We start from the raw sequence: 21875 nt of genomic DNA, 5'->3' as shown, positions 1-21875 counted from the left end.
GTCTCCCCGCCGTGTATAGCTCCGGCCACGCTTTGCGTGCGCCGCCGGGAGCATCGGCGGTCTTGTGTTTACCCATGACCGGGCCGGTCAGACGGCCGCGGCTGCGGGAGGGATATGCCTTCCTTGGATGATGGGGCACAGTGTTCGCCTCCCGTTTCCGGGCGGTTAATAAGTCGGGCGATCCATCGAAGCGGGGCGCAGGCCGTTGTTGCCGTTGTAGGCGTTGTTCCTGTTCAGAGTGCCATCGGTGTTGACGTTGCGGGCGTTGTTGGCCGAGCCGGCACGAAAAAACAAGGCATACCCCGAGGGCCGCCTCACTGGTGACGCTTCTGTGCGTCCAGCTTGGCGGCCCTCTCTTTATCCGTTTTGTACCATTTGGCGGTCTGGTTCTTCACGCCGGCCGCCATCTTCGCCCAGTATGCAAAGGCGTCATCGCCGAAGCCGCTGAGGATCTCATGCGCGAGCTCGATGTGGTGGATCAGCTTTCGGCAGTTGCGAAGCGCCGACCGCTGCGCGCGATACCTGAGCTCACGCTCCTCGGGATCCGTCAGGAGCAGATCGTTGGCCTCCATCAGATCGGCGACGAGGTCGCTGGCCTCGTTCATCATCCTCTGTGCCAGACCGAGCCGCTCCTTCTTCGGGAAAACGGCCGGGTTTCTGGTCTTGATGTAGGTGTGTTTCTCGAGCTCCTTGGCGTCCGTGATGACCTGCATCTCGGGCAGTTTGTCACGGCCGAAGGGCGGGCGGCCTACATTGGCCCGCTCGTATGGCCGCGAGTGTCCGTTGCTTGCCGTAGTATCTCACCTCCTCGCCTTTGATTGTGACGCGGGCGCTGCTGCCGTCGTAGGTCTTGCCCTGAATGACGATGACGCCGTCCTCCCGCTTGCAGCAGGAGCAGGGCAGGGCCAGCTCGACGAACAGGTGCGCGATGATGCAGGAGGCTTCGGCTGGTGGGATCGGGGTGTAGTTGTAGCAGCTTCCCATCAGCACTCGAGCCTCCGCTGCCCTGTGTTCCAGATACCGGATCTCACGGTCAGCCCCTCCAGATCGTCGAATGTGATCTGGAAGGGGTTGCTCGTGATGTCCGTGCAAACGAAGTCCCACAGGGCGTCGACCTTCACCTTCAGAGCGTTGTCAGCCGCGTCGACATACTCCTTCGTCGTGATGTCCTTCGGGTCGTCGACTGCTCCGTAGTGTTTCATAGGCCGGCCTCCTTACAGTGCGATGCTTGTGATGATGACGAGGATCGGGTTGGAAGGCGCGGCCGCGAGCGTGACCGTGACTTTGCCGTTGGCCGAGGCCGTGGCGTTCTCGAAAGAGACGTCGCCGATGACCTGCTCCTTGGTGGCGCTGTCGATCAGGATCACGCTGAGGATGTAGCCGGTGACGGTGAAGCTCTTGCTCGCCGCGTCGCTGATGGTCTGGACGGTCTTGGTGACGGCCTTCGGGATCGCGGGCTTGTTCTTGATGAAGGCGTCACTATTGCCGTCCGTCTCGTTCCAGTCGCTCTGGACGTTCTTCTCGGCGTCGGCGGGAGCGTGGGCGCTCTGGCTGTGGTCGTATGCCGTCTTGCCGCGGTCGCCGCGGTAGGCGGTGCTCGCAGTCTCGCCGATGGCGAGGTCGTTGCCGATGACGGCGTAGGTCGTCCCGCTCCAGCGGTACGTCTTGTTCTGGTACTCGCCTTCGCTCAGGATGACGTAGATCTTGTCGGACTCAGGCGTCAGGGCGGCGCCGCCGGAGGTCTTACTCAGCCAGTTGGCACCGAGGGCCGTGACGCCGGTGCGGATGTAGGCGTCGACGACGTCGTCCACATAGCTCGGGAGCTGGTTGGCCGGCACCTTGCCGCCGCTGTCCAGCTCGGCCACGCCGCCGGCTGCGCCCTTTTCCGTTGCGGGGATCGCGCCGACGTCAGCGGCAGCGGACGGGATCGTCGGCTTGTCGCTCAGATCCTTATAGCTGCCGGAGAAGGCCACGGTCTTGAGGTCGCTGAAGAACTTCAGCACCTTGCCGAGCAGGACGCTCAGCTTCTCGCCGGAGACGGGTGCCTCACGCTTGGCTGCTGCCTTGAAGGCGACGGTCACGTTGGAGCCGTCGCCGTCCGTGTTCAGCTTGCTGGTGTCCTTGGGATGGACGTGGTCGCCGCGCGCGAACGCTGTCTCGGAGCCGACGGCAGCGGTGCCGTTCATCTTCGGCGTGGTCGTGGATGCGACTGCGCCCTCGGGGACGTCCTTGGCCGTGATGAACTTGCTGTCGTTCTCGAGCTGCGAGAGCTTAGTCGGCACGGGGATCCATTTCTCACCTGCCCACAGGTACAGCGTCAGGTCGATGCTGTTGAAATAGATCTGGCCGAGCTTCGGGTTGGACGGAGGTGCAGCGAGCGGCTGCATGATGGCGTTTTGGATCTCATTCTGTGAGAGATCCAGATTTGTCAGGATTTTCACGGGTTTACCTCCTTAGTTGAAGTATGCAGTCCCGGAAAAGGCCGCGCAGAAGGTCAGACGCACGTTATTGTCGTCGAGGTAGTCGACCTCCCCGATGACCATAGTGCCGGCGCTGTCGACGACCGTGACGGCGGGCCGCTTTCCGAGGTTGTGGGCGACTGTCCACACCTTCGCTGCCTGCGCCTGCTTGTGGGTGTGGTGCCTGTCGTCCGTGATGCCGAGCTGCGCCGGCGTCATGTCGCCGATCAGCTCGTGCCCGTTGATCTTGGGCTTGTTGCGCAGGGCTTCGTAGTTTGAGGCGCTGCCGCCGCCCGTCTCCTTCATGGAGGCGGTCATGGAGGCAGGCGTCTCGGTCATCTTCGCCCCGAAGGTCTCCGCGCTGCCAGAGAACGAGGCGTTGAAGTCGACGCTCACTTAGATGACGCCGTCCTTCAGGATCCGGCTGAGCGGGGCGGTCATAATGTTGCTCGCAAACGCGCGCCCGTCCTCCGTCCTGCCGCGGATCTGCACCTCCACCTGTTGATCCTCGTCGGGAGACAGAGAGCCGAGCAGCAGCGTGTCGGCTTGCGTCAGGCTGACGGTGACGACCTTGTCGGTCGCGTCGACGCCCTCGTCCCCGAGGTGCTTGGTGACTTCCACCTGCTTCGGCGGGGCATAGGTGGCGAGCTGCTGCGTGCGGAATGTTACCCACATGGTCACGAACTCGCTGACGTCGATGTCACAGTTGATGGTGATGGTTGGTGTGGTGCCTCTATACATGGGCGGCCTCCTTTCTGGCCTTTGGCCGGTAGTTTAGCACTCGAGGCGCTGGAGTCCGCTGTTCCAGATGCCGGCCGTCAGGGTGATGCCCGTCAGGTCTGCAAACGTGATCTGGAAGGGGTTGGTCGTGATCTCGCTGAAAACGGCGTCCCACAGTGTTGCGATCTTGCTGGTGTTCTGGCCGACCGCGTTGCTCAGGTCATTCACCGACGCCTCGGCGGCCTGTGCGATTGCGATGGCCTGCCGGGCGAGCGCCAGAGCCTCCTCTGCCGTAGCCTGCGCGCCGAGGGCGATGGCTTTGTAGGTCTCGTAGTCCTCTTTGGTGGCGTAGGCGTCGGCGGGGATGTAGGCGGTCACATTGGTGGCCGTGCCGATCGCGGTGACGATGTCGATGGTTTTCTCGACGATGGTAGCGCCGCCGGAGGGCGGGATCCACTCGGCCAGATCGCCGCAGTTGCCGTAGCAGTACAGCACCTCGCCGACCTCGGGATCGGGATCTTCGGCATAAAGGCCGAGCTCGCGGTAGTAGAAGCCCTCGGTCTCGTCGCCGTTGGTGAAGATGCCGCCGACGGCCACGGTGCCGTCGCCGTTGATCTTCAGCTTCGTGATGTCGACGGTCGCCTTCGGGCTGACCACGCCGGTGAGGGTGCGGGGCGTCTGGCCCTCCTCGAGGTAGCCATCGCCGAGGACGATCTTGGTGTAGTTGATCTTCTGACCGGCCACGCCCTTCGCCAGAACGATCAGGCCGGCGGTGGTGATGTCGTTGTTGATAAATGCAGCCATGTCTATCTCCTTTCCTTAGTCTGAGATGACCGCCGCGTCGGTGCCGATGCTGACGGTCTCGCGGTTGTTGTCGTGGACGACGGCCGCGTGGTAGATGTGGATCTCGTCGCTGCCCATGACGTGCACCTCTTGGGTGTGATCCCTGACGGCCATGCCGGAATAGAGGAACATTTCGCCGGTCAGGCAGATCAGGATCGCGTCGAGCCACGAGCTGCGGCGCTTGACCGTCCGCAGCAGTTTCAGGAACAGGTCGAGGTTGCTGTTGACGAGGCTCGGGTTGTCGCTCAGCACCTTGAAGTGATGCGGCTGCCCGCCGTACTGATACCACTCCCTGACCTCGCCGGTGCCGAAGTAGTCGGCCACGATCTGCTCCACGGCGTAGGGGGTGCCGAGTTTCGCGTAGACGCGGTCGCTGTTGCGGATGACGGCCCGCTTGGCTGCGATGGGTGCGGTGCTGTCATACCACTGGATGTTCAGCTCCCACGCCATTTCGTCGAGCTCTGCGTCGCTGAGCTGGTCGATCTTGTCCCACCTGCTCAGGAGCTTCAGGCGTGCATAGGCGTCGCGGCTGATAATGTTGCAGCCGGTGGCGATGCCCTTGTCGCTGCCGTCCTCCTGCATCCACGCAGGCAGCAGTTTGACCATCTCGGTCTCATTGAGCCGCATTTACACCACCTCGCTCTCGACCTTGTGGCTGACAGTCAGGTGGCCGCTGAATTTGGCGACTTGCGTGTCGTCGAGGGCCTTGTAGGTCGGCTTGACGACGTCCACGCGGAAGGCGCCGGTCAGGTTCTCGCCCCACGAAGGCGAGAGGATCCGCTTGCGGAGCTGGTCGGGGTTGATGTCCCGGCCGAGGGCTGCGACTTGCCACTCGTTGTAGCGGTCGATCGCGCCGCCGGTGCCTTCGACGTTGGCGATCACCTCGGCCTCGCTCTCCGGCGTGGTGTAGTACACGATCTCGATGTCGTAGGTCTCGACCTCCGGGGGCACGGCGCTCACCTTGTCAGTGAGCGGCCGGATGTCCTTGGCGTTGACCACGTCCAGCACCTTCGCCAGCATGGCAGCGTCGGGGATCCCGCCGCCTTCCAGCAGGGGCACGATCTTGACGCAGCCCTCCAGCGTGCGGGTGATGATGATGTCGATGCTCTCAGCGGCCGAGAGGCTGCCCTTGAGCGTGATGGTCAGCAGGCCGTCGGTGTAGTCGACGGTGTAGTCCGTGTTCTTGGCCGCCGCCGCGCTTTGCCCGTGGGCCTTCACGACGAGGCTGTCGGTCAGAAGCGTGCCGCCGCCCTTGAAGGCTTTGCCGTCGTAGACCGTGAGGGTCTCGCTGACGGTTTCCTTCTCGCTGACGGCCTTTGCGTCCACGATGGAGCTGTCGGCCGTCATTACCCAGTAGATGTAAGCCTGTTCAGGGCCCGCGGTGGATCTCTTGGCGGGCGCCAGACGGATCCGCTCGCGTAGGCGGTTGTCGCCCTCGGTGGTGTAGGGCTCGCCGTCATCGCCTCCGGCCGTTTCGGTCAGATTGGTGACGGACTCGATGTAGGGGATCAGGTCGACGAGGGTGGTGATCGTGCCGGCTGCGTAGCCGTTGAACTTCGTGCCGTTGCTCACGGCCGAGGTCGGCACCTCCACAGAGTAGGCGCCAGCTTGCAGCACAGCGATCTCGTCGGTTGCAAAATAGTTTTCGCTGTCCGGCGTCACCTTCGTCCACTTCGGAATGATGATGTTTCTCTCCTGCGGCGTGGAGACAGAGAAGCGCATGGTCGTCTTGGCCGGTGTGCCTTCCAGTCGTTTCACGTCCTGCCGCTCGCCGATGGCGTCCAGCACCTCGCCCCTCGCATAGCGGAGGAGCGTCTGCCGGCCGACGTCGTTGAGGCTGTTGTAGAGGGCAACGAACACGGGCACGAGAGCCTCGCCGAAGATCCGGCGCTCGTCGCCCGGGTAGAGCGGCTCGCCGGCGCCCTTTTCGAGCTCGGTGATGATGGTCTTGTATAGGGTGCTCGCGTCTGTCGTGGTGAGTTTGATGTCCTCGCCGTAGGTGTTTGTCGCGTCGCTCACGCTGTTCACCTCCTTCATGTGATGTTGTCGATGCTGGCCCGCAGCTCGAAGTCGCCGGCCTGAGCGGTCAGGGCCTTCAGGTCGGAGTCACTGAGCTGCACGCGGGGCTCGTAGGTCTCCACGAGGAACTCCACGTCGGCGGCCAGATCGGTCGCAGCGGTTTCGCTCGGCTTGTCGATCAGCGTGCGGTCGATCCCTTTGATGCGCTCATAGGGCACCTCCCCGCGGATGGTCTTGAGGAGGTTCTGCACACAGATCTCGGGCGCTCCGTTGCCGGATGCTTTCATGGGATCACCTCGCTTTACTTGAGCTGTGCGTTGTTGGGTTTCTTCGCAGCTTTGTCGCTGCTGGATGCTCCGACGGTGACGGCGCTCAGACGCCGGCCGACGCCGCCAGAGGATGAGACGCCGGCTGCGGACGAGCTTTTGCTCGAGCCGCCTGCGCCGGCCTTCTTGCTGCTGGCCTCCTCGGCGTATTCCGTCAGGTTGATCGTGATCTTGCCCTTCAGGATCCGGCCGAGGTTGTCGAGTGTGGTGTCTGAGAGGCTGACGCCGGTGAGCTGAAGATTGGCCGGGCCGAAGCGCCGGCCGGCCAGATAGAAGGGGGCGTACTGCCCGACCAGCGACGTCCACGACTCGAACTCTCCCCGGGCGTCGCCGCCCACGGCAGACGCCAGATCGAAGTCGAAGCTCATGCTTTGCAGCTTGAGCGCCTTGGTCTTGGTGGCCGGGGATCCGGCCTTGTCGTCGCTGTTTTCCGTGTCGAGCTCGACGCTGGAGGAGACGCCATTCAGGGCGGCGATCCTCTGGCTGGAGACGCCCCACGTCTTGCCGTTCCATGATGCCATGACGGCCATGTCTATCCCTCCTTACTGCGGGCCAGAAGTGCCGCCTCCCATGCTGTCGGTGTGGGTGTGGCCGGTCAGGCTGATGCCCGTGGCGGTCACGTCTGCCGACGGGACGCTGATGCCCTTGTCCTGCATCGTGAGCGCGCCCTTCTTGACGGTGATGTCGCCCGGGACGATACCGTCCCACTCTCCGTCCATGCGGGAGAGGATGATGCCGGTGCCGTCCTCGAACATAGCATAGGCGACTTCTGTGCCGGGGGTCAGGTTTCCCATCTCTCCGCGCAGATACCACGGGATCGTCAGCGGCCGTGTGACCATGCTGTCAGCGGTGCTCGGGAGCACTCTGGCCGTGGTTTTGTCGCCGTTCCTGTCGGCCTTTCCCTCCACGCTGGAGATCTTGCCCTTCTGGATCATTTGGTTGTTGCTGTTCATCAATATCCCTCCAGTGGCTTGCGGAGGTATAGCTTGCTCCGCGTCTTGACGTAGTCGTGCCGGATCCGGCTGATGAAGGCCGTGCCGTCCCACGACTTAACGCCATCGGTCGTCAGCGTGACCACAGAGCCCGCCGCATAGTCTCGCAGCAGCGAGCCCGTCCAGAGGGTGCCGACGGTCGCGTTTTTGTTGGCGTCCCGGAGGAGCCCCTTGGCGAAGCGGTCGGCCTCGCTCTGGTCAGTCATGCGGAAGGGTAGGATCCGGCGCAGCACCTTGTCGCCGCCGTCCGGGGCTGCGAAGGTGCCGGTCAGACCGCCGTTGACGGCTTCGGCCGAGCCGTAGGCGTTGGTGCCCTCGTCGCGGTACTCGAAGTCATTGGCCGGGGTGATGGTGATGGTGTCGACGGGCTGCTGGCTTTCCATGTACGCCTCGTCGTAGACGACCAGCTTGCCGTCATACACCAGAAACGCCGCGCCCTCGAGGGTGCAGCGGTTTTGAAAAAATGCGAAGTCTGCGAGGTTGTTCTGCTCGACGTAGTCGTAGGTCTGGTCGGTGATCCCGTAGGTCTCGAGCGTCAGGCCGTGGCGGCCGGCGATCTCTTGAGCCAGTTGCAGGAACTTGACCTTTTCCCACGATTTGCTCCGCTTATCCTTCGCAGACTGCGGGACGGAATAGGCCCGCAGGGTGATGATGCCGGACTCGGGGACGACGCTCTCGACGAACATTTTGCCCGTCTTGGCAGCGCCGTCCTCGATGGCGATGGTGTCGCCCTTCTTGGGGTTCCACGAGTCCCACAGCTCGCGGGTGTCGTTGAGCTTGAGCAGCAGCTCGTCGCTCTGCTTTTCGGCGTACATATCGTGATAGCAGCGGTGGACGCTGATGTCCGGGTAGATGTCGACGCCTTCGTATAAAATCTTCACGGCGTCACCTCCTCCACGGCGGCAGGGTCTCCGGCGTCTCCACGGTCTCGACGATCGGGATCCGTACAGCCTCGCCGCCCTCGAAGATCAGCACGTCGCTGAGGTCGGGGTTGGCCTCGATGATGACGCTTGCCATGCGCTCCTCGTTATAGGCGACGAGCGCGATGCTGTCGAAGGTGTCGCCGCCCTGCGCCACATAATCAATAAAGCCGACTGTCTGCTGTGACATAGGCGCCGCCCTCCCTTCTGCTGAGTGCCTCGAGGATGAAGTCGATGAACTCCGGCTCGAGGTCGCGGAGCTTTCGGATCAGGGCGTCCTCGTCGGTGTCGCCCTCGACCTTGATCTGTGGCGAGAAGGACAGGCCGCTCAGGTCATAGACCACAGCCGTGCCCGATCCGCTGCTGATGGGCTCGTAGTCGGCCTCGCTGGATGCGCCCAGCATCCGGCCAGCCTCGGCCCAGTAGGACAGGTTTTGCGAGCGGTACGCAGGGTTGAAGCTGATGACCGCCTCGGTCGGATAGCGCGGATCCTCGCCCGCGATGGACGGGCCACTCGTGAAGCCGCCGGTCGCATAGCCGGAGACGTTGGCGCTGCCGCCGCCTCCACCTCCGAACAGGCCCGCGATCTTGCTGATGACGCCGGAGCCGAAGCTGACAATCTTCGATACCCAGCCGACGATCGTGCCGAGCACGCTTGCGATGGGCTCCAGAATAGCCAGCAGGGGCGAGAGGAGCGGCATGATCGCATTGAGCAGGCTCACGACCGGGGGCAGCAGGGCCTCGATCAGTTGCATCAGCGGAGGCAGCAGCGGCATGATGACGCTGTTGACGATTTGCAGGGCCACTTCCAGCAGCGGGGTGATGACCGGCAGCAGCGCGGCGATCAGGTTCGCCAGCACAGGCAGCACAGTCGAGATGATCTGCGTCAGCATCGGGAGCACGGTGGCAAGGATGCTGGCGATCGGCGGTAGAATAGCCTGAACGATCTGCATGAGCGGCGGGAGTAGCTGCTGTGCGAGGTCGAGCAGAGGCGGCAGGAACGAGCCCACGAGCTGAGCCAGTAGTGGCAGGATGCCCGCAGCCAGCTCCGTGACCATCGGCATGACCTCCTTCAGGGTGTCGCCCATGCCGACGAGGAAGTCCTGCACAAACGGCATACAAGCGTTGAGCGTGTCGGTGATGACCGGGCTGATTTCCTCGAAGGTGTCGGTCAGGATTGGGGCCAGCGATGTCAGCGTGTTGGCGATCATCGACGCCATAGGCAGCAGAGCCACTTCGGCCGACCTCTTGACCGCCTCGAAGGCAGAGCCGAGGTCGTTGTACTTGACGTCGTTGATCTGCTGGAGTGCGGCGGCGCCGTCATAGGCTGCGGTCTCGATGTCTCCGAGCACGGGCAGGATGCCCGCCTCCAGATCCTCGAACTGTGAGCCAAACAGTGCGACGCCGATCTCGTTGCGCTTGAGAGGATCCTCGAGCTTGTTCAGAGCCTCGACGGTGTCGAAAAATGCAGCCTGCGCGGTCTCGCCGCCGGCTGCAAAGGCCGCGAACATTTTGTCGGAGTTGAGGCCGAGGCCCTTGAAGGCTTCGGCGCTGCTGTCGCTGCCGTCTTTCGCTCTGATGTTGAACTCCTTGACGGCGTCGGCCACTTTGTCGATGCTGAACAGGCCGGCGTCAGCGCCTTCCACGAGGGAGCCCATGAACTGGTCGGCGCTCAGGCCGATGGCCGCAAACTGCGCCGAGTATTCGTTCAGGGTGTCGAGCAGGTCGCCGTTTTTGTCTGCGCCGTTCTGTGCGCCGGTGGCGATTAGGCCGTAGGCTTCTTCGGCGCTGATGTTGAAGTTTTTCATCAGAGCCGAGGCGGCTCTGGCGCTTTCACTGATGTCGTAGTCGAAGGTGTCACGCAGCACGAAGCCGGCCGCGGTGGCCTGCTCCAGTGCTTCGCCGGCCAGATCGCTCGCTTTCTGCGTAGCGGCCAGCCCTTCGGCCACGTCGTTGAAGTCCTCACCGAGGTTCTGCGCGTAGATGTTTTTTACACTCTCGCCCAGCGCGTCCAGCTCGTCGCCGGTGGCGCCGGTAGATGCGGAGAGCTGGTTCATGGCTTTGTTGTAGTCGTCGCCCAGCTCTGCCAGATACTTCCCGGCCTCGACGACCGCCTTGCCCGTCGCCACAGCGATGCCGCCCACGGCAGCACCGACGGCAACGGCCTTCCAGTTTACTTTGTCGAGGTGTCCCGCGACGTTGTCCATCGCCTTCCCGAGGGATGGGTCGATGGTGCCGGCGAAGCTGACGACGGCCTGCATGATCTTGTTTTTGCCTGCCATCAGTGTCACCTCCTTCTGTATTTCCTGAAGTTATTCCGGGGCATTGAGGCGGCCTTGTCGCGTTGCCGCTTGGCCTCCTCGGCTGCCTCGTAGTATTCCATCAGGAAGTCGGTCAGGCGTTCCCGTCGGAGCTCGCCGACTGAGGTGTGGAAGGCTCGAGAGTAGTCTCGGACGAGCTCTCCGAGCCGCTTTCCTCGGATTGTGCCGCCGACCTCGCCGTAGTAAAATTTCGGCCGATCCTCATAAGCTCCATGACGTCGGGGCCGCTGATGCGCTCGAGGTCGCTGACGTCGATGTCGCTGTTGACGGCGACGATCGCCATCATGGCGAGATAGGCGTGCAGGGAGTAGTCGAGCTCGCAGGCGCCGGCGCTGCCGCCGCCCTTGTTGGAGGTCGCGCGGAGCTTGCGGGCCTCAGCATCGGCAAACATTCCCACGGTGATCGCGTCGGTGTCATAGGTCAGAGTCTTGACCTTTTTGCCGTTGATGGTGATGGGGTTCTGGAGTGTCAGCTTTTCCATGTGTGTCTCCTTTCGATAAATAGAGGGCGCCGCCCGGAGGCGACGCCCTTCTTGTTACAGGACGCTGCGGATGTCCTTGGCGTAGTCGACGCCGCCGACGCGCATGATGGTGTTGAGCTGGTCGATCAGCCAGTATTCGTTGCCAGCGACGAAAAGCTGGTAGCGGCTGACGGCCAGCGCGATCTCGTTCTCGCTGGCGTTGCCGGGATCCACGCTCAGGCCGGGGATGCCCTTGGAGACGCAGCGGAGGAACGCCTTGCAGCCTTCGGTCTTGGTGGAGCCGTCGGAGAGCTTGACGTCCTGCGCCCAGCGGATCTCGATGGTCTTGCTCGTCAGCTTGACGAGGCTGCGCAGGCCGAGGTCAATGCCGATCTTAGTGATGGATGCCTCCATCGCCTCGATCTGGCCGGGCAGCGGCGCCGTGTAGGTTCCCATCGCCTTGAAGTCAGCCGTCACAAGGTTGACGGGAGGCAGGGCGATGGTCACGTCCTTGGCGGCGAGAACGCCGTCCACATAGACGGTATCGGCGAGGATGGGGCCCTTCAGGTCGAGCCACAGGTTTGCCATTACTCGTCACCTCCTTCGTAGTAGACGGAGAAGCCCGCGTCGGTGTAGGCGACGTAGACGCTCGCAGACTTGAGGGGCGGGGTCGGGGTGACGGCGATGTCCCAGCGGAAGTCGCCATTCATCACGTCGGTGGTGCTGTTCTCGCTCTCGAGGAACAGGATCACAGGGGATCCGAGCAGCGCGCCCATGCTGACATAGCCGTCGAGCTTCTCCTGCTCGCGGTTGATGATGCGATCCTTCAGTGCGCGGGTCATGGGCTCGTCGATCTCCGGGCTCCACTCGCGCTGGAAGTCGTTGGTGATGTGCATGAGCATCCGCATGGAGACGTCGAAGATCGCGCGGGGATCCACGTCTGCGCCGTAGGTGTAGGCAGCCGTATGGTCGCCCCACAGTACCCATTCGCCGCCCCATGCCACGGCGGTGCTGATGCCGTTCTGCGTCAGCTCCTTGCCGCTCTGCTGGTCGAAGCCGCGGTTTTTCGCATTGGCGCCGAAATACTGCTTGATGACGGGGATCGCCTTGTTGCCGCAGGTCTCCATCGGGACGCTGTTGTGGCTGAAGTCGGCGCGCATGAGCTCGACCACGGCCAGCGTGCTCAGGTGGAACACGTTGCCGAGGTTGTCCACAGCCTGCGGCCAGTAGACCTTAGAGCGCTCGCCGGTGAAGGCGTTGGCCTTCTTCCATGCGATCGCCTTGGTGATCGTGTCGACCGCCTGCGCGGTGCTGTCCACGAGGGGCAGGTCGGCCACGACGAAGGCGTCCCAGTGGCCGTTGATCTTCTTGCAGGTCGTCAGCATGGCGTTGTAGACGGCAGGGCTGTGACTCCAGCCGGGGGCCGCGATCAGATTGCAGACCGCGAACTGCTCGGGATAGAGCAGCGCGATCGCGCTCAGGCCGCTGTACTCGCCGGAGGAGGTGACGCCGCCGATGATGTCGCTGTCTGCGATCTCAGAGTCGTCCACCTCGCTGAAGCTGGCCGTCAGGCTGCCGGAGAGCTGCGCGTCGTCCTTCAGGCTGGTGATGATGACCGTGCCCTTGGTGAAGTTATAGTCCACAGCGTAGTCGGTGCCCTCGACGTAGTTGCCGCTGTCATTCTTTGCGATGGTCAGGGTGTCGAGGATGATCTTGTCGCTGGCGAACTCGGCGCGGCCGCCGGTGAAGGTGAGGGTCTTGGTGGTGGCCGTCTCCTTGCGGTGCTTGCCCGCGGAGGGGTCGAGCACATTGATGACGTAGATCGGGCCGATGTTCCCGAGGGTGTTGTTGAAATGCGCGTACACGGCCTCGCACAGGGTAAAGGTGCCCCAGTCGGACGAGTAGCCGATCTTCTTCTGCGCGTCGACCAGACTGGTGATCTTGATCGGCGCGTTGATGACGCCGGCCTTGCCGAAGTCGCGCACGAGGTTGACGGGTGCCGTGCCGATATAGACCGGCGTGGTGCCCGCCTGCACGGCGCTCTGTGCCACGGTCTCGCCGATGTGGCCGTAGGCGCCGTAGAGGTATTCGTTTGCCATCTGCTTATCCTCCTTTGCATGAAATTAGAGCAGCCGAGTGGCTGCCCTTAAAGCAGGTGTTGGTAGCTTTTCGGGTTGCGGGTCAGGGCCTCCTCGACGGAGAACTCAGCCCATGCAAACCAGTACGGGTAGAAGTCGGGGACGGCGTCTTGCTCCGTGACAGGGCCGAAGGTGATGCCCTTCTCCTTGATGACGCGGAGGTCGCCGAGGTACTCGGCGTTTTCAATCAGCCGGAGAGCTGTGTCCACAAAATTCCATGCGTCACGCCAGCCCTCTCCGTTCTTCACGAAGTAGGAGGCCGCCGCCTCGTTGTATTGCTGGATGTAGGTGCCGCTGCCGTCGCCCTTCGGCTTGAAGATGTCGGGCCCGTGGTAGCCGGGATCCCACGCTGAGAAGCAGAGCCGGATCTTGATGTCTCGGGCACTCTGGAGCAGGTCGTCGTCGCCCTGAACGATCTGCACGCAGACCGACGGGATCGGCGCGGCGATGTTCGGGGGCGTCCTGTCCTTCGATGGTACGAAAAGCGAGAACGCGGCCGGGTTTACCAGCTTGTATGGGTAGGAGGCGTCCGTTGCGTTGTCGTCGGGGAGCTTCAGCTTGACCAGAGGGCAGACCTCGGCGGTCAGCCAGTCCCGGACGGTTTCGATGCTGTTGACGATGGACATGGGGCACCTCCTACATGGTGACAGTCTGGCCGAGGGCCACGGTGGCGATCCCCATGTCCTCGCTCCAGTCGTTGACGATGTACTCGCGGCCGTCGACGTTGAGCCCTTCGCCCGCCGGGCGCCGAGCGGGCAGATCCTCGACCGCCGCATAAAGCAGCAGAGAGGACTCCGCGACGCTCAGCTCTTGCCCCCCTTGGCGTTCCTTCAGGGCGTTGTCGTCCAGCACGGCGGCGATGGCTCTGCCTTCGACGGTGTGCTTCTCACCGAACTCGTCGAGATTGAGAAACGTGCGCTGACGGTCAGCCTCGACCATCGCCTTGAAGCTGAAGGCCATCAGACGGGATCGGCGGCGCCGATCTGAGGGGGCTCCTCGTCGTCGGCGCCGTCATCAGGCTGCTCGGCCTTGGCGGCCTCGATGGCAGCGATGACGTCGGCCTTCTTGCGCATAGCAGAGGCGTCCACGCCATAGCGCGTGGCCACTTCCTTCAGCTCGTCGAGCTTCATGTCCTCGTTGTACTCAGGGGCCTCGTCGGCCGCGGTGTTGGTGCTGGCAGGCTCGTCGGCGTCGTCGCCGGGAGCAGGTGCGGGCTGCTCGGCAGTCTCGCCCAGCTCGCCGATGTACTTGGCGACGCCTTCCTTCACCAGACGGGCCTCCAGCTCGTCGTCGAACTTCTGAGGGCCGTCTGCTTCAGTGATGGGGATCACCTTGCGGCCGTTATAGTAGCCGAAGGTGCCCTTGATGATCTGGATCATGCTCTGCTCCTTTCTGCTGCGCTCAGTCCGTCAGGACGTCCGCAACGATGAACGGGTTCTTGTTGTTGGGGATCATCAGCGGGCGGCTGGAGATGGTCAGCGTGCGGCTGTTGCCTTCGGCGCTGCTCACATACTTCGGCACGCGGCGGCCGGCGTAGGTGTGGAACTCGCCGTCGCTCTGCTCGACCTGAGAGACGGCGCCGTAGGCGGTGCGGCCAGCGCCGGGAGCGGTGAGGACGCACTTGCCGGACGGGATGTAGAGCTTGTCGTTGCCCTCGTCGTCGGTGTAGGTCAGGTCGTAGGAGATGACGCTGATGATGCGGCCGAGGACGTTCAGGCGGGCCACGATGGCAGCGCCGTCAGGCAGCAGCTCAGGCTCCACGTTGCCGATCTCGATGCGGCGGTTGTCGAGGAGCTTCTGCACGGCCGCGTCGTTGATGATGGTGTCAGCCACGTCCGGGGAGCAGACCAGATCAGAAGCGCGGAGGCCGCGCTTGGTCAGCATACGGATCATGGCCTCCAGATCCTTCAGGATCTTGCCGCCGGTGGCGTCCCACTTGGCCGTCGGGGTGTAGGTCGCGGGGTTGCTGGCCTCGGAGTAGAAACGGATCTCCATCTCGTCGGCCTTGTCGACGTCGTCGGCGATGTGCTTCATCACGCAGCCATTGGTCAGCATGGTCTCGGCGGCCATCGCTTCTTCGCGGTTGGTGATGAGCTCGCCCAGCTCGTCAGCGTCGCGCAGGATGAGGGTCTGCTGGCGCTGCTCAGGGGTGAGCTGAGAGTAGAGAGCCTCGCCGAAGCCGCGCTTGCGCAGCTCGTCGAGGGTCAGGACGCGACGGGGAGCCACGAAGGGCGGGGTGTAGCGTTCCATGTTGTAGCCGGCGCGCAGGACGGTGACGCCGCCCTTGCGAGGGGCCACGAAGGGCGCCAGCTTCTTGCTGCCGTCACGGAACTCGACGAGCACGTCGTCGGTGGCGAAGATGTCGCTCGCGTCGTTGGTGGGGAAGTAGCGGTCACGCAGGAAGGTCGCAGCAGGGGTGAGCTGCTGCACGGCCATGAGCAGCGTGTGGGTGTCGTAGAAGTTAAAAGGCATTTTGTTGTCCTCCTTCTCTTAGTATTCGATGGCGTCGGAGAGCAGGATGCCGGCCTTGCGCAGCTCCTCCTCGTCGGTCGCCTTCAGGGTGTAGCCGCTTGCGGCAGCCAGCTTGTTGCGGGCGAAGTGGCCGGTGCGGTAGGCCAGCACGGTCACGTCCGCGGTGGTGCCGACTTCCACGTCCTCGGCGAGGATGCAGTTGGCGGTCAGGGTTTCGTTGGTGGTCGCGGTGGAGCCGAGGATCACCAGCTTGCCGTCGCCGGCGGTGCCGGCAGACAGGGCCAGCACGGTGCCGCGCTTATAGGTGGCTGCGGCGGTGGCCTCCTTGCGGATGGTCACGGTGAACACGTCAGCGACGGGCTCGTTGGCAACGATCAGGCCGTCATAGCCGACGCTGCCGAGGTTTTCGTCCAGTCTCTTGCTCATTACTTCTTACCTCCGTTCTGAGACTTGGTGGAGTTGTAGAGGCCGACGATGGCGTCCACCTTTGCCTTGTCGTCGTTTTCGCTGCCTTCCTCGCCGCCGTTAGGGGCAGCGCCGACGCCGGCAGCGCCGGACTCGTCGTTGTCAGCCTTGGCGTCCTTCAGGTGCTTGGCACCGAGGGCCGCCTGCTTCTGCATAGCCTTGAGCGCGAGCTGCTCAGCGGTGCAGGGGGTCTCGCCGTACTTGGCGTCCCTGACGAGCTGCGCGTCGCCCACACTTGCGGCGATGCTGTCGATGGCCTCGATGCGGGCGCGTTCCTGCGTTCTGGCAGTTTCGGCCGCCTGCTGCTCGATCTGAGCCACGACGTCGGGGTGCTGTGCTCTCATTTCTTCGAGGGTCATGGTCTTGTTGTCCTCCTTCTTGGGGCCGTCGTTCTTGGCGGCCGCGTGTTTATTTCCAGCCGCAGGGGCGGCGTGGATGCTGTTGTCGATGGGGATCGTCCCCGGGATGTGTCTGAAGCCCTTGACGTCGTGCCGGATGCCGGCGACGAGGAGCACCTTCTTGTCGGCGCTCAGGGCGACGTCGGGGCCTTCGTCTGTGAGCAGGGTGTCGGCAAAGCCGTTGTCAATGGCCTCCTGCCCGACCATCCACGTCTCGCGGGTCATCATGCTGCGGAGCTGGTCGACCTCGAGGCCGGTCTTGGCGTGGTAGATCTCCGCGATGGCCCGCTCGCTCGCGTCGAAGTCCTTCTGGAGCTTCTTCAGGTCTGCGAGGGTGTAGTAGTCGTAGAGCAGCCCGGCGACGCCGTGGATCATCACCATGCTGCCGGGATAGACCTGTACCTCGTCGCCCGCGCAGGCGATGACGCTGGCCGCGCTGGCCGCGATGCCTTCCACGACGACGACCTTGTGGCCGGTCAGGCCCTTGACGGCGTTGTGGATGGCGATGCCGGTGTAGAGGTCGCCGCCGCAGCTATTGATCTTGATGGTGATGTTGCTCTTGCCCTTGACGGCCGCGAGATCCTCCATGAAGCTCTCGGGCGCGATGTAGAGGCCGGGCTCGGGCTCGCCCGTCCACCAGTCCACAGGCTGACGGCTCACGACGTCGCCGTAGAGGGTGATCTCGCCCTCGTCGTCACCGATGCTGGCGACGTTCCAGAACTTGATCGGCGTGCCCGCAGTCTGAGGCCCGGCGCAGAGCCGGGGAGTGTTATGCGTTCTCATGCTTGTCTCCTTCCTTGATGCTTTTGATGGCCTCGGCGACGATCGCCTCCCGCAGAGCTGCGGAGATCGTGCCGCTGGCCGCTGTGCTCTGGTCGACCTGCCCCTGCGCTGCGCGCAGCTTCTCGTTTTCCCGAGTGAGCTGGTCGACGTTGGCGTCCCACTGGCCGCCGTTGAGTCGGATGGTCGCCTGCTCTCTGGTCGTGATGCCTTCGCCGATGGCGAGGATCTCGGCCGTGATCTCCTTCGTCGGGTCGAGCTGTCCCTGAGAGGGGCCGATCCACTCGGCGCCGAGGTATGCGGCGCGGATCGCCGGATCTGCGAAGAAGCCCGGGGCGCTGATGCGGCCGCGGGCGACGGCTTCAGAGAGCCAGATCTCATATACCGGCGTGCAGAAGTCATCGACAAACCACTTGCGCCTCATGCGGAACGCCTTCCACGCCTCCATCAGGGCGGCGCGGCTGGCGCTGTACGAGCTGTTGAAGCTCTTGAGCAGAAGGTCGGCCGGGATCTCGAGCGCGGCGCCCACCTGTTCACAGATGGCGCGCAGGAAGGTGTTGAAGCCACTGGCCGGCCGCTTGGGGTCTGCAAAGGTCACGTCCTCGCCGGGCTCCATGATGTTGATCTGGCCGGGGCCCATCTCGTACTCATTAGGGTCTCGGCTCACCTCCGGCAGGCTGCTCCCGACCTCGTTGAACGGGTTGTCGCCGGCGCCCGCCTCGGTCTTGATGAAGGCCGTGAAAAACGACTCGACGACCGCCGCAGTCAGCTCGCTCTCGGTGTAGCGGCGAAGCTGGAGCAGGGGCTCGATGACCTGCGCGAGATAGCTGACGCCGCGGTATTGATCCGGGCGCTCGCTCTCCATGACGTGCAGGATGTTCGGCAGGCCAGTCCGCTCACCGTATGCCTGAACACGGGCCCACGTCGTCGTCGTGCTGCCGAGCTCGAAGGGGTAGGTGCTGCGGATGTGGTACGCCTCGATCTGGCCGTCGTCGTTCACCTCGACGCCGTCGTAGATGGTGTTGCCGTTGGCCGCCTTGCCGGTGGTCAGCAGCATCGGGGTGATGATGCCGGAGGTCGTTGGCGTGGCGACTCGGTCGGCCTCGATCAGGTGCAGGCGTAGCGAGTAGGGCGTGAGCGGCGTCGGCTCGTACTGCTTCACGACGGCGAACACGTCGCCGCTGACCAGCCACGAGGAGAGTGCGAGCTGCTGCATGGCTGCGAAGTTGTTGACGCCGGTGGCGTCGCACGCCCTTTTGTTCTCAGACCAGAGGGCGAACTCACGCTCGGCCTGAGCCTGCCATGCGTCTGCGGCCTCCTGCGTCATGCCGAGCGCCTCGCGGTCGATCCGGCTCTTGAGCTGGAGGCCGATGCCGACGACGTTGGTGCGGTTGGTGCGGATGGCAGAGGTGGCGATCGGGGCCGCCATGTAAAGCATCCGGGCACGCTGCCGCAGGGTGTAGTTGTTGGCGTCGATGTCCTCCTTCGGGCTGCCGCTCATAGCTCTGAAGCCCTTGGTCGCCTTCTTGTGCCAGCTCGCGCCGGCGTCGCCGTAGCCCTTATTCACAGGGCGCGGCTGCTGCCGCCTGTTCTGTGGGCGGCTTCTGCTTTTTCTTTTGCTGATGGTGCTCACCTCCTTCATGGTGAAGATGGCTGAGTCGGGAGAAAAGGAGCGAAAACTCCCGGCGTCAGCCTATGAAAAAAGCCCCTTTCGGGGCTTCTTTCACCAGTCTCGGGGCACTACTCCCACAGCTCTTCGCGGCTTCTCGCCGTTCAGTGCGGCCTCGAGGGCTTCGATGTCTGCCTCGAGCTGTTTGATGGCGGCCCGGATGGATCCGAGGTCGGTGTTGTAGCGGGCCAGATTGCGCGAGCCGATGCCGTAGCTCTGGACGCCTCCGTCCAGCATCTCGGCCTCTCGCTTCAGGTAGAGCTCCAGCCGGTTCCTCTTGATGGAGAGCTGGTACTCGATTTGTTCGCGGGTCTTTCTCATTGTGGTCTGTCCTCCTTACCAGTCGTCGAAGGCGTCGGCCCGGTTGTGCCGTTGCCGCTGCCGTCGCTGCTGCGGGGCCTTCGGTTTTTCCTCCAGTCCTTGCAGGCGGCGCTCGATGGCGTCCATGTCGGGGTTGATGATCTTGAGGCCGGCGTTGGCGTAGTCGCGGCAGTCGAGGGCCTCGTTGCGGTTGTGCCCGGGCAGCTTCTCCCATGCCCAGCGGTCGCCGCGGCGCGTGTGCGTGAGCACCAGCTTCTCGGAGAGGAGCCCGTTGAAGAAATTGAGGTCATAACCGGCGTCGGGGTGCCGGTTGAAATGGCAGTATTTTGGCCCGGGCTCCTGCACCTTCAGATTAGCCATGATCGTCGCCTTGCCGGCGTCGACGCCGATGGTGTAGAGCCAGCAGGTGATCCGCTTGTTGTCGCGGATCGGCACCTTGCTCGGGGGCGAGACGAAGGGGATGCCGTCGCCGCCCTTGCCCTTGATGGCAAAGACGCGCTTGCCGACGCGGGCCCGGCACGCCTCATAGACCTCTTGGGTGAAGTGGCCGCCGGAGTCGACGCAGGTGATGGAGATCTTCAGGCCGCGGCCGTTTTTGAACTTGTAGACGTGGTCGACCACGTCGTCGAGTCGCTGCCAGACCTCCGGGGTGTCTGGCCGGCCCATGATGTAGCCCTTGACGACGCCCCACGTCTCGCCGTACTTCCCGTGGCCGACTACCTCGTATTCGAGGCGGTTGTCCTGAGTGTCGACGCCGCAGGTCAGCACGAGCACGCCGTCAGGCAGCTCCACAGGGGTGCCGTCCGGGCGGGTGCCGTAGTCCTCACGGCGGGCGAGCATGGTGTCCTCGTCCTCGAGGTCGCCGCGATCTTCCCACAGTTGGCCGAGCAGGGTGTTGTAGACGACCTTGAGGCGCTGCGGGTCATCCTTGGCGTCGAGGAACTTGAGGACGATTTTCTCCCACGGAGTCCACGGGCTCGAGAAGGCATTGAGCCAAAAAGAACGGACGCCCTTCTTGTAGGCGTCCGGGTTGTCGACGATCCACTTGGCAGGCTGCTTTCGCATGGTGTCCTCGGGGATCAAGCAGCCGCACGCCGGGCAGCTCCACGAGACGCCGCTCTTGAGGCTCCACGACTTTTTCCCGCGGATCTTCTTGACCTCCGGGTCGAAGTGAATATTGTCGAACACGATCTCGCTGTACTCCCCGCACTCGGGGCAGCGGTGGCACCAGCGTTCCTGCGTGCCTTGGTAAAAACTCGTTTCGATGTTGCTGTTGCCCTTGATGGTCGGGGTGGAGACCTCGACCGCCTTGGCGTTGTAGAATGTGGCCTGACGTGCTTCGGCCAGCGCCCACGGGTCGCCCTCGGTGCCGGCGCTGGTCGCCCAGCGGTCGCGCTCGTCGCCGATGATATAGCGGGCAGGCGTGGAGGCCAGAGCCGAGGCGCTGTTGGAGCCGGTCAGGGTGAGCATCCCGCCCGGGAACGACTTCTGGAGGATTGTGTTGCCACTGTCCTTAGCCTTGACGTCGTGCACCTTCGCCTTCAGGGGCTTGCTGTCGCGGATCATAGGGGCCACGCGGAGGCGGCTGAACTTCCGGGCGTCGTCGATGGTCGGGTGGACGTAGAGGATGCTGCCGGGGTCTTGGTCGATGATGTAGCCGATGATGTTGAGCTCGAGCTCAGACTTGCCGACCTGAGAGGCGGCCACCATGACTATTTTGTGCACCTTCGGATCCGTAAAGGCCCGCATGGGCTCCTCGAGGTACGGGGTGCGCTTGGTACGCCACGGGCCGGCCTCGGCTGAGCTTTCCGGGGAGAGGCGGCGGTGCTTGTCGGCCCACTCGTCCACGGTCAGGCTCTCAGGCGGGGCGAAGCGTTTGACCGCTCCGGCGATGGCGGTATTGAGCTTCGCGGCGGCTTTTTTAGTCGTCCGCGTCATCGGCGAGCTGCTCGCTCCAGCCTTCCCGATCCCTTACTCGCCGGGCGTACACCTCGGGATCGTATTTATAACCGGCCAGCTCCGTCAGGATCTTGTAGACCTCTGTGCGGATGATCTCAGACGCCTCGGCGGGTGTTGCTGCGCCGGTGACGTCGACGGCCAGACGGCCCGGCAGGGCCACGAGCATCGACCTGATATTGTAGACGAGGTCGGTCATCACAGCCTCGACGTCCTCGCTGCGGTGCATGGTGCCCTCGAGCTCACTGAGCTGGAGGGCGGCGATGTCTGCCTTGCTGCGCTTGAGGTCAGCCTCAGCCTCCAGACGTCGGCCCTCGATCTCGCTGTCCTTCTTCGACGGCTCCCGGCCGTTGGCCTTGGCCGTCAGGTATCGGATGTACCTCTGGATCGTCGGCAGCAGGTCATAGCGGTTGGCGTTGCCTTCCTTGACCGCGGCGATGACGCCATCCTTGGTGAGCTGCTGCACTCGGCGGGGCGTCATGTCGAACAGGGCCGCGATGGTCTTGCTGTCGACGAGCTTGTTGTTGGTTGGGTTCGGCATGGCGTTCCCTCCTTTCTGCCGCTCGTGCGAAACGAAACGGCCCGAAAAAAATTTTTCCCGGCTGCGCGTTTTTTG

29 protein-coding genes are annotated in these 21875 nt (G+C 63.6%); all 29 read right to left on the bottom strand.

Annotated features, from left to right (window positions below; translation table 11 throughout):
• Positions 1–165: 165 nt before the first annotated feature.
• The 29 genes from DW724_RS16245 to DW724_RS11580 all read right to left on the bottom strand — a co-directional run bounded on the left by DW724_RS16245 (position 166) and on the right by DW724_RS11580 (position 21800).
• Positions 166–294, bottom strand: coding sequence for a hypothetical protein (locus DW724_RS16245; RefSeq protein ID WP_255653996.1), 129 nt, complete (start codon positions 292–294; stop codon positions 166–168).
• A 20-nt stretch (positions 295–314) separates the two neighbouring features.
• Complete coding sequence (locus DW724_RS11715; RefSeq protein WP_118647741.1) at positions 315–713, bottom strand: sugar ABC transporter ATP-binding protein; 399 nt, start codon at positions 711–713, stop codon at positions 315–317.
• Positions 714–726: 13 nt separating this feature from the next.
• Complete coding sequence (locus tag DW724_RS11710; protein ID WP_118761596.1) at positions 727–984, bottom strand: hypothetical protein; 258 nt, start codon at positions 982–984, stop codon at positions 727–729.
• Complete coding sequence (locus DW724_RS11705; RefSeq protein ID WP_040649713.1) at positions 984–1202, bottom strand: hypothetical protein; 219 nt, start codon at positions 1200–1202, stop codon at positions 984–986. Before DW724_RS11705 ends, DW724_RS11710 begins: the two co-directional genes overlap by 1 nt.
• A gap of 12 nt (positions 1203–1214) precedes the next feature.
• Positions 1215–2441 (bottom strand): hypothetical protein, encoded by a 1227-nt coding sequence (locus DW724_RS11700; protein ID WP_118761595.1) that lies wholly within the window; start codon positions 2439–2441, stop codon positions 1215–1217.
• A gap of 12 nt (positions 2442–2453) precedes the next feature.
• The gene (locus DW724_RS11695; RefSeq protein WP_118761594.1) at positions 2454–2855 is read right to left on the bottom strand and encodes a hypothetical protein; all 402 of its coding nucleotides are present in this window, start codon (positions 2853–2855) and stop codon (positions 2454–2456) included.
• Positions 2856–3200, bottom strand: coding sequence for a hypothetical protein (locus tag DW724_RS11690; protein WP_008981412.1), 345 nt, complete (start codon positions 3198–3200; stop codon positions 2856–2858). It lies immediately after the preceding gene.
• Positions 3201–3233: 33 nt separating this feature from the next.
• Entirely contained in the window at positions 3234–3983 is a 750-nt protein-coding gene (locus DW724_RS11685; protein WP_008981413.1) for a hypothetical protein, read from the bottom strand.
• 15 nt (positions 3984–3998) lie between these two features.
• Positions 3999–4649, bottom strand: coding sequence for a phage tail protein I (locus DW724_RS11680; protein ID WP_118761593.1), 651 nt, complete (start codon positions 4647–4649; stop codon positions 3999–4001).
• Positions 4650–6041: a baseplate J/gp47 family protein gene (locus DW724_RS11675; RefSeq protein WP_118761592.1), complete on the bottom strand. Its 1392-nt coding sequence runs from the start codon at positions 6039–6041 to the stop codon at positions 4650–4652.
• Positions 6042–6055: 14 nt separating this feature from the next.
• Positions 6056–6328, bottom strand: a complete 273-nt coding sequence (locus DW724_RS11670; protein WP_008981416.1) for a hypothetical protein — start codon at positions 6326–6328, stop codon at positions 6056–6058.
• A 14-nt stretch (positions 6329–6342) separates the two neighbouring features.
• Entirely contained in the window at positions 6343–6897 is a 555-nt protein-coding gene (locus tag DW724_RS11665; protein ID WP_118761591.1) for a hypothetical protein, read from the bottom strand.
• A 12-nt stretch (positions 6898–6909) separates the two neighbouring features.
• Positions 6910–7320 (bottom strand): hypothetical protein, encoded by a 411-nt coding sequence (locus DW724_RS11660; protein WP_020989844.1) that lies wholly within the window; start codon positions 7318–7320, stop codon positions 6910–6912.
• Complete coding sequence (locus tag DW724_RS11655; RefSeq protein ID WP_243105749.1) at positions 7320–8240, bottom strand: phage late control D family protein; 921 nt, start codon at positions 8238–8240, stop codon at positions 7320–7322. Before DW724_RS11655 ends, DW724_RS11660 begins: the two co-directional genes overlap by 1 nt.
• A gap of 4 nt (positions 8241–8244) precedes the next feature.
• The gene (locus DW724_RS11650; protein WP_118761589.1) at positions 8245–8469 is read right to left on the bottom strand and encodes a LysM peptidoglycan-binding domain-containing protein; all 225 of its coding nucleotides are present in this window, start codon (positions 8467–8469) and stop codon (positions 8245–8247) included.
• Positions 8441–10561, bottom strand: a complete 2121-nt coding sequence (locus DW724_RS11645) for a phage tail tape measure protein (RefSeq protein ID WP_202183527.1) — start codon at positions 10559–10561, stop codon at positions 8441–8443. The genes DW724_RS11650 and DW724_RS11645 overlap by 29 nt, the downstream gene beginning before the upstream one ends.
• Before the next feature lie 112 nt (positions 10562–10673).
• Positions 10674–11081, bottom strand: a complete 408-nt coding sequence (locus DW724_RS11640; protein WP_118761587.1) for an early nodulin 20 (N-20) — start codon at positions 11079–11081, stop codon at positions 10674–10676.
• A 54-nt stretch (positions 11082–11135) separates the two neighbouring features.
• On the bottom strand, positions 11136–11648 hold the full coding sequence (locus DW724_RS11635; RefSeq protein ID WP_118647723.1) for a phage major tail tube protein: 513 nt from the start codon (positions 11646–11648) through the stop codon (positions 11136–11138).
• On the bottom strand, positions 11648–13159 hold the full coding sequence (locus tag DW724_RS11630; RefSeq protein ID WP_118761586.1) for a phage tail sheath family protein: 1512 nt from the start codon (positions 13157–13159) through the stop codon (positions 11648–11650). The genes DW724_RS11635 and DW724_RS11630 overlap by 1 nt, the downstream gene beginning before the upstream one ends.
• Positions 13160–13206: 47 nt before the next feature.
• Positions 13207–13824 (bottom strand): hypothetical protein, encoded by a 618-nt coding sequence (locus tag DW724_RS11625; protein ID WP_118761585.1) that lies wholly within the window; start codon positions 13822–13824, stop codon positions 13207–13209.
• Between the two features lie 10 nt (positions 13825–13834).
• Positions 13835–14158, bottom strand: coding sequence for a sugar ABC transporter ATP-binding protein (locus DW724_RS11620; protein WP_118761584.1), 324 nt, complete (start codon positions 14156–14158; stop codon positions 13835–13837).
• Positions 14158–14577 (bottom strand): Rho termination factor N-terminal domain-containing protein, encoded by a 420-nt coding sequence (locus DW724_RS11615; protein WP_118761583.1) that lies wholly within the window; start codon positions 14575–14577, stop codon positions 14158–14160. Before DW724_RS11615 ends, DW724_RS11620 begins: the two co-directional genes overlap by 1 nt.
• Before the next feature lie 22 nt (positions 14578–14599).
• Positions 14600–15670 (bottom strand): major capsid protein, encoded by a 1071-nt coding sequence (locus tag DW724_RS11610; protein WP_118761582.1) that lies wholly within the window; start codon positions 15668–15670, stop codon positions 14600–14602.
• 18 nt (positions 15671–15688) lie between these two features.
• Positions 15689–16096 carry a head decoration protein gene (locus DW724_RS11605; RefSeq protein WP_118761581.1) on the bottom strand — a complete coding sequence of 136 codons (408 nt, stop codon included), beginning with the start codon at positions 16094–16096 and terminating at the stop codon, positions 15689–15691.
• Positions 16096–17316, bottom strand: a complete 1221-nt coding sequence (locus DW724_RS11600) for a head maturation protease, ClpP-related (protein WP_118761580.1) — start codon at positions 17314–17316, stop codon at positions 16096–16098. Before DW724_RS11600 ends, DW724_RS11605 begins: the two co-directional genes overlap by 1 nt.
• Positions 17303–18880, bottom strand: a complete 1578-nt coding sequence (locus tag DW724_RS11595) for a phage portal protein (RefSeq protein WP_020989848.1) — start codon at positions 18878–18880, stop codon at positions 17303–17305. Before DW724_RS11595 ends, DW724_RS11600 begins: the two co-directional genes overlap by 14 nt.
• A gap of 156 nt (positions 18881–19036) precedes the next feature.
• The gene (locus DW724_RS11590; protein ID WP_118761579.1) at positions 19037–19303 is read right to left on the bottom strand and encodes a hypothetical protein; all 267 of its coding nucleotides are present in this window, start codon (positions 19301–19303) and stop codon (positions 19037–19039) included.
• 15 nt (positions 19304–19318) lie between these two features.
• Positions 19319–21241 carry a phage terminase large subunit family protein gene (locus DW724_RS11585; protein ID WP_118761578.1) on the bottom strand — a complete coding sequence of 641 codons (1923 nt, stop codon included), beginning with the start codon at positions 21239–21241 and terminating at the stop codon, positions 19319–19321.
• Positions 21225–21800, bottom strand: coding sequence for a protoporphyrinogen oxidase (locus DW724_RS11580; protein WP_008981434.1), 576 nt, complete (start codon positions 21798–21800; stop codon positions 21225–21227). Before DW724_RS11580 ends, DW724_RS11585 begins: the two co-directional genes overlap by 17 nt.
• Positions 21801–21875: the final 75 nt, after the last annotated feature.

Source organism: Butyricicoccus sp. AM27-36, from assembly GCF_003480945.1.
GTDB lineage: Bacteria > Bacillota > Clostridia > Oscillospirales > Butyricicoccaceae > Agathobaculum > Agathobaculum butyriciproducens.
Note: the sequence above shows the minus strand (reverse complement) of the source record. Positions and strands in the feature narration are given on the sequence as shown.

Excerpts from the sequence above, each read along its gene's own strand:
- DW724_RS11715 (WP_118647741.1), bottom strand. The coding sequence starts at position 713 with ATGCAGGTCATCACGGACGCCAAGGAGCTCGAGAAACACACCTACATC.
- DW724_RS11710 (WP_118761596.1), bottom strand. The coding sequence starts at position 984 with ATGGGAAGCTGCTACAACTACACCCCGATCCCACCAGCCGAAGCCTCC.
- DW724_RS11705 (WP_040649713.1), bottom strand. The coding sequence starts at position 1,202 with ATGAAACACTACGGAGCAGTCGACGACCCGAAGGACATCACGACGAAG.
- DW724_RS11690 (WP_008981412.1), bottom strand. The coding sequence starts at position 3,200 with ATGTATAGAGGCACCACACCAACCATCACCATCAACTGTGACATCGAC.
- DW724_RS11685 (WP_008981413.1), bottom strand. The coding sequence starts at position 3,983 with ATGGCTGCATTTATCAACAACGACATCACCACCGCCGGCCTGATCGTT.
- DW724_RS11680 (WP_118761593.1), bottom strand. The coding sequence starts at position 4,649 with ATGCGGCTCAATGAGACCGAGATGGTCAAACTGCTGCCTGCGTGGATG.
- DW724_RS11670 (WP_008981416.1), bottom strand. The coding sequence starts at position 6,328 with ATGAAAGCATCCGGCAACGGAGCGCCCGAGATCTGTGTGCAGAACCTC.
- DW724_RS11665 (WP_118761591.1), bottom strand. The coding sequence starts at position 6,897 with ATGGCCGTCATGGCATCATGGAACGGCAAGACGTGGGGCGTCTCCAGC.
- DW724_RS11660 (WP_020989844.1), bottom strand. The coding sequence starts at position 7,320 with ATGAACAGCAACAACCAAATGATCCAGAAGGGCAAGATCTCCAGCGTG.
- DW724_RS11650 (WP_118761589.1), bottom strand. The coding sequence starts at position 8,469 with ATGTCACAGCAGACAGTCGGCTTTATTGATTATGTGGCGCAGGGCGGC.
- DW724_RS11645 (WP_202183527.1), bottom strand. The coding sequence starts at position 10,561 with ATGGCAGGCAAAAACAAGATCATGCAGGCCGTCGTCAGCTTCGCCGGC.
- DW724_RS11640 (WP_118761587.1), bottom strand. The coding sequence starts at position 11,081 with ATGGAAAAGCTGACACTCCAGAACCCCATCACCATCAACGGCAAAAAG.
- DW724_RS11635 (WP_118647723.1), bottom strand. The coding sequence starts at position 11,648 with ATGGCAAACCTGTGGCTCGACCTGAAGGGCCCCATCCTCGCCGATACC.
- DW724_RS11630 (WP_118761586.1), bottom strand. The coding sequence starts at position 13,159 with ATGGCAAACGAATACCTCTACGGCGCCTACGGCCACATCGGCGAGACC.
- DW724_RS11625 (WP_118761585.1), bottom strand. The coding sequence starts at position 13,824 with ATGTCCATCGTCAACAGCATCGAAACCGTCCGGGACTGGCTGACCGCC.
- DW724_RS11620 (WP_118761584.1), bottom strand. The coding sequence starts at position 14,158 with ATGGCCTTCAGCTTCAAGGCGATGGTCGAGGCTGACCGTCAGCGCACG.
- DW724_RS11615 (WP_118761583.1), bottom strand. The coding sequence starts at position 14,577 with ATGATCCAGATCATCAAGGGCACCTTCGGCTACTATAACGGCCGCAAG.
- DW724_RS11610 (WP_118761582.1), bottom strand. The coding sequence starts at position 15,670 with ATGCCTTTTAACTTCTACGACACCCACACGCTGCTCATGGCCGTGCAG.
- DW724_RS11605 (WP_118761581.1), bottom strand. The coding sequence starts at position 16,096 with ATGAGCAAGAGACTGGACGAAAACCTCGGCAGCGTCGGCTATGACGGC.
- DW724_RS11600 (WP_118761580.1), bottom strand. The coding sequence starts at position 17,316 with ATGAGAACGCATAACACTCCCCGGCTCTGCGCCGGGCCTCAGACTGCG.
- DW724_RS11590 (WP_118761579.1), bottom strand. The coding sequence starts at position 19,303 with ATGAGAAAGACCCGCGAACAAATCGAGTACCAGCTCTCCATCAAGAGG.
- DW724_RS11585 (WP_118761578.1), bottom strand. The coding sequence starts at position 21,241 with ATGACGCGGACGACTAAAAAAGCCGCCGCGAAGCTCAATACCGCCATC.
- DW724_RS11580 (WP_008981434.1), bottom strand. The coding sequence starts at position 21,800 with ATGCCGAACCCAACCAACAACAAGCTCGTCGACAGCAAGACCATCGCG.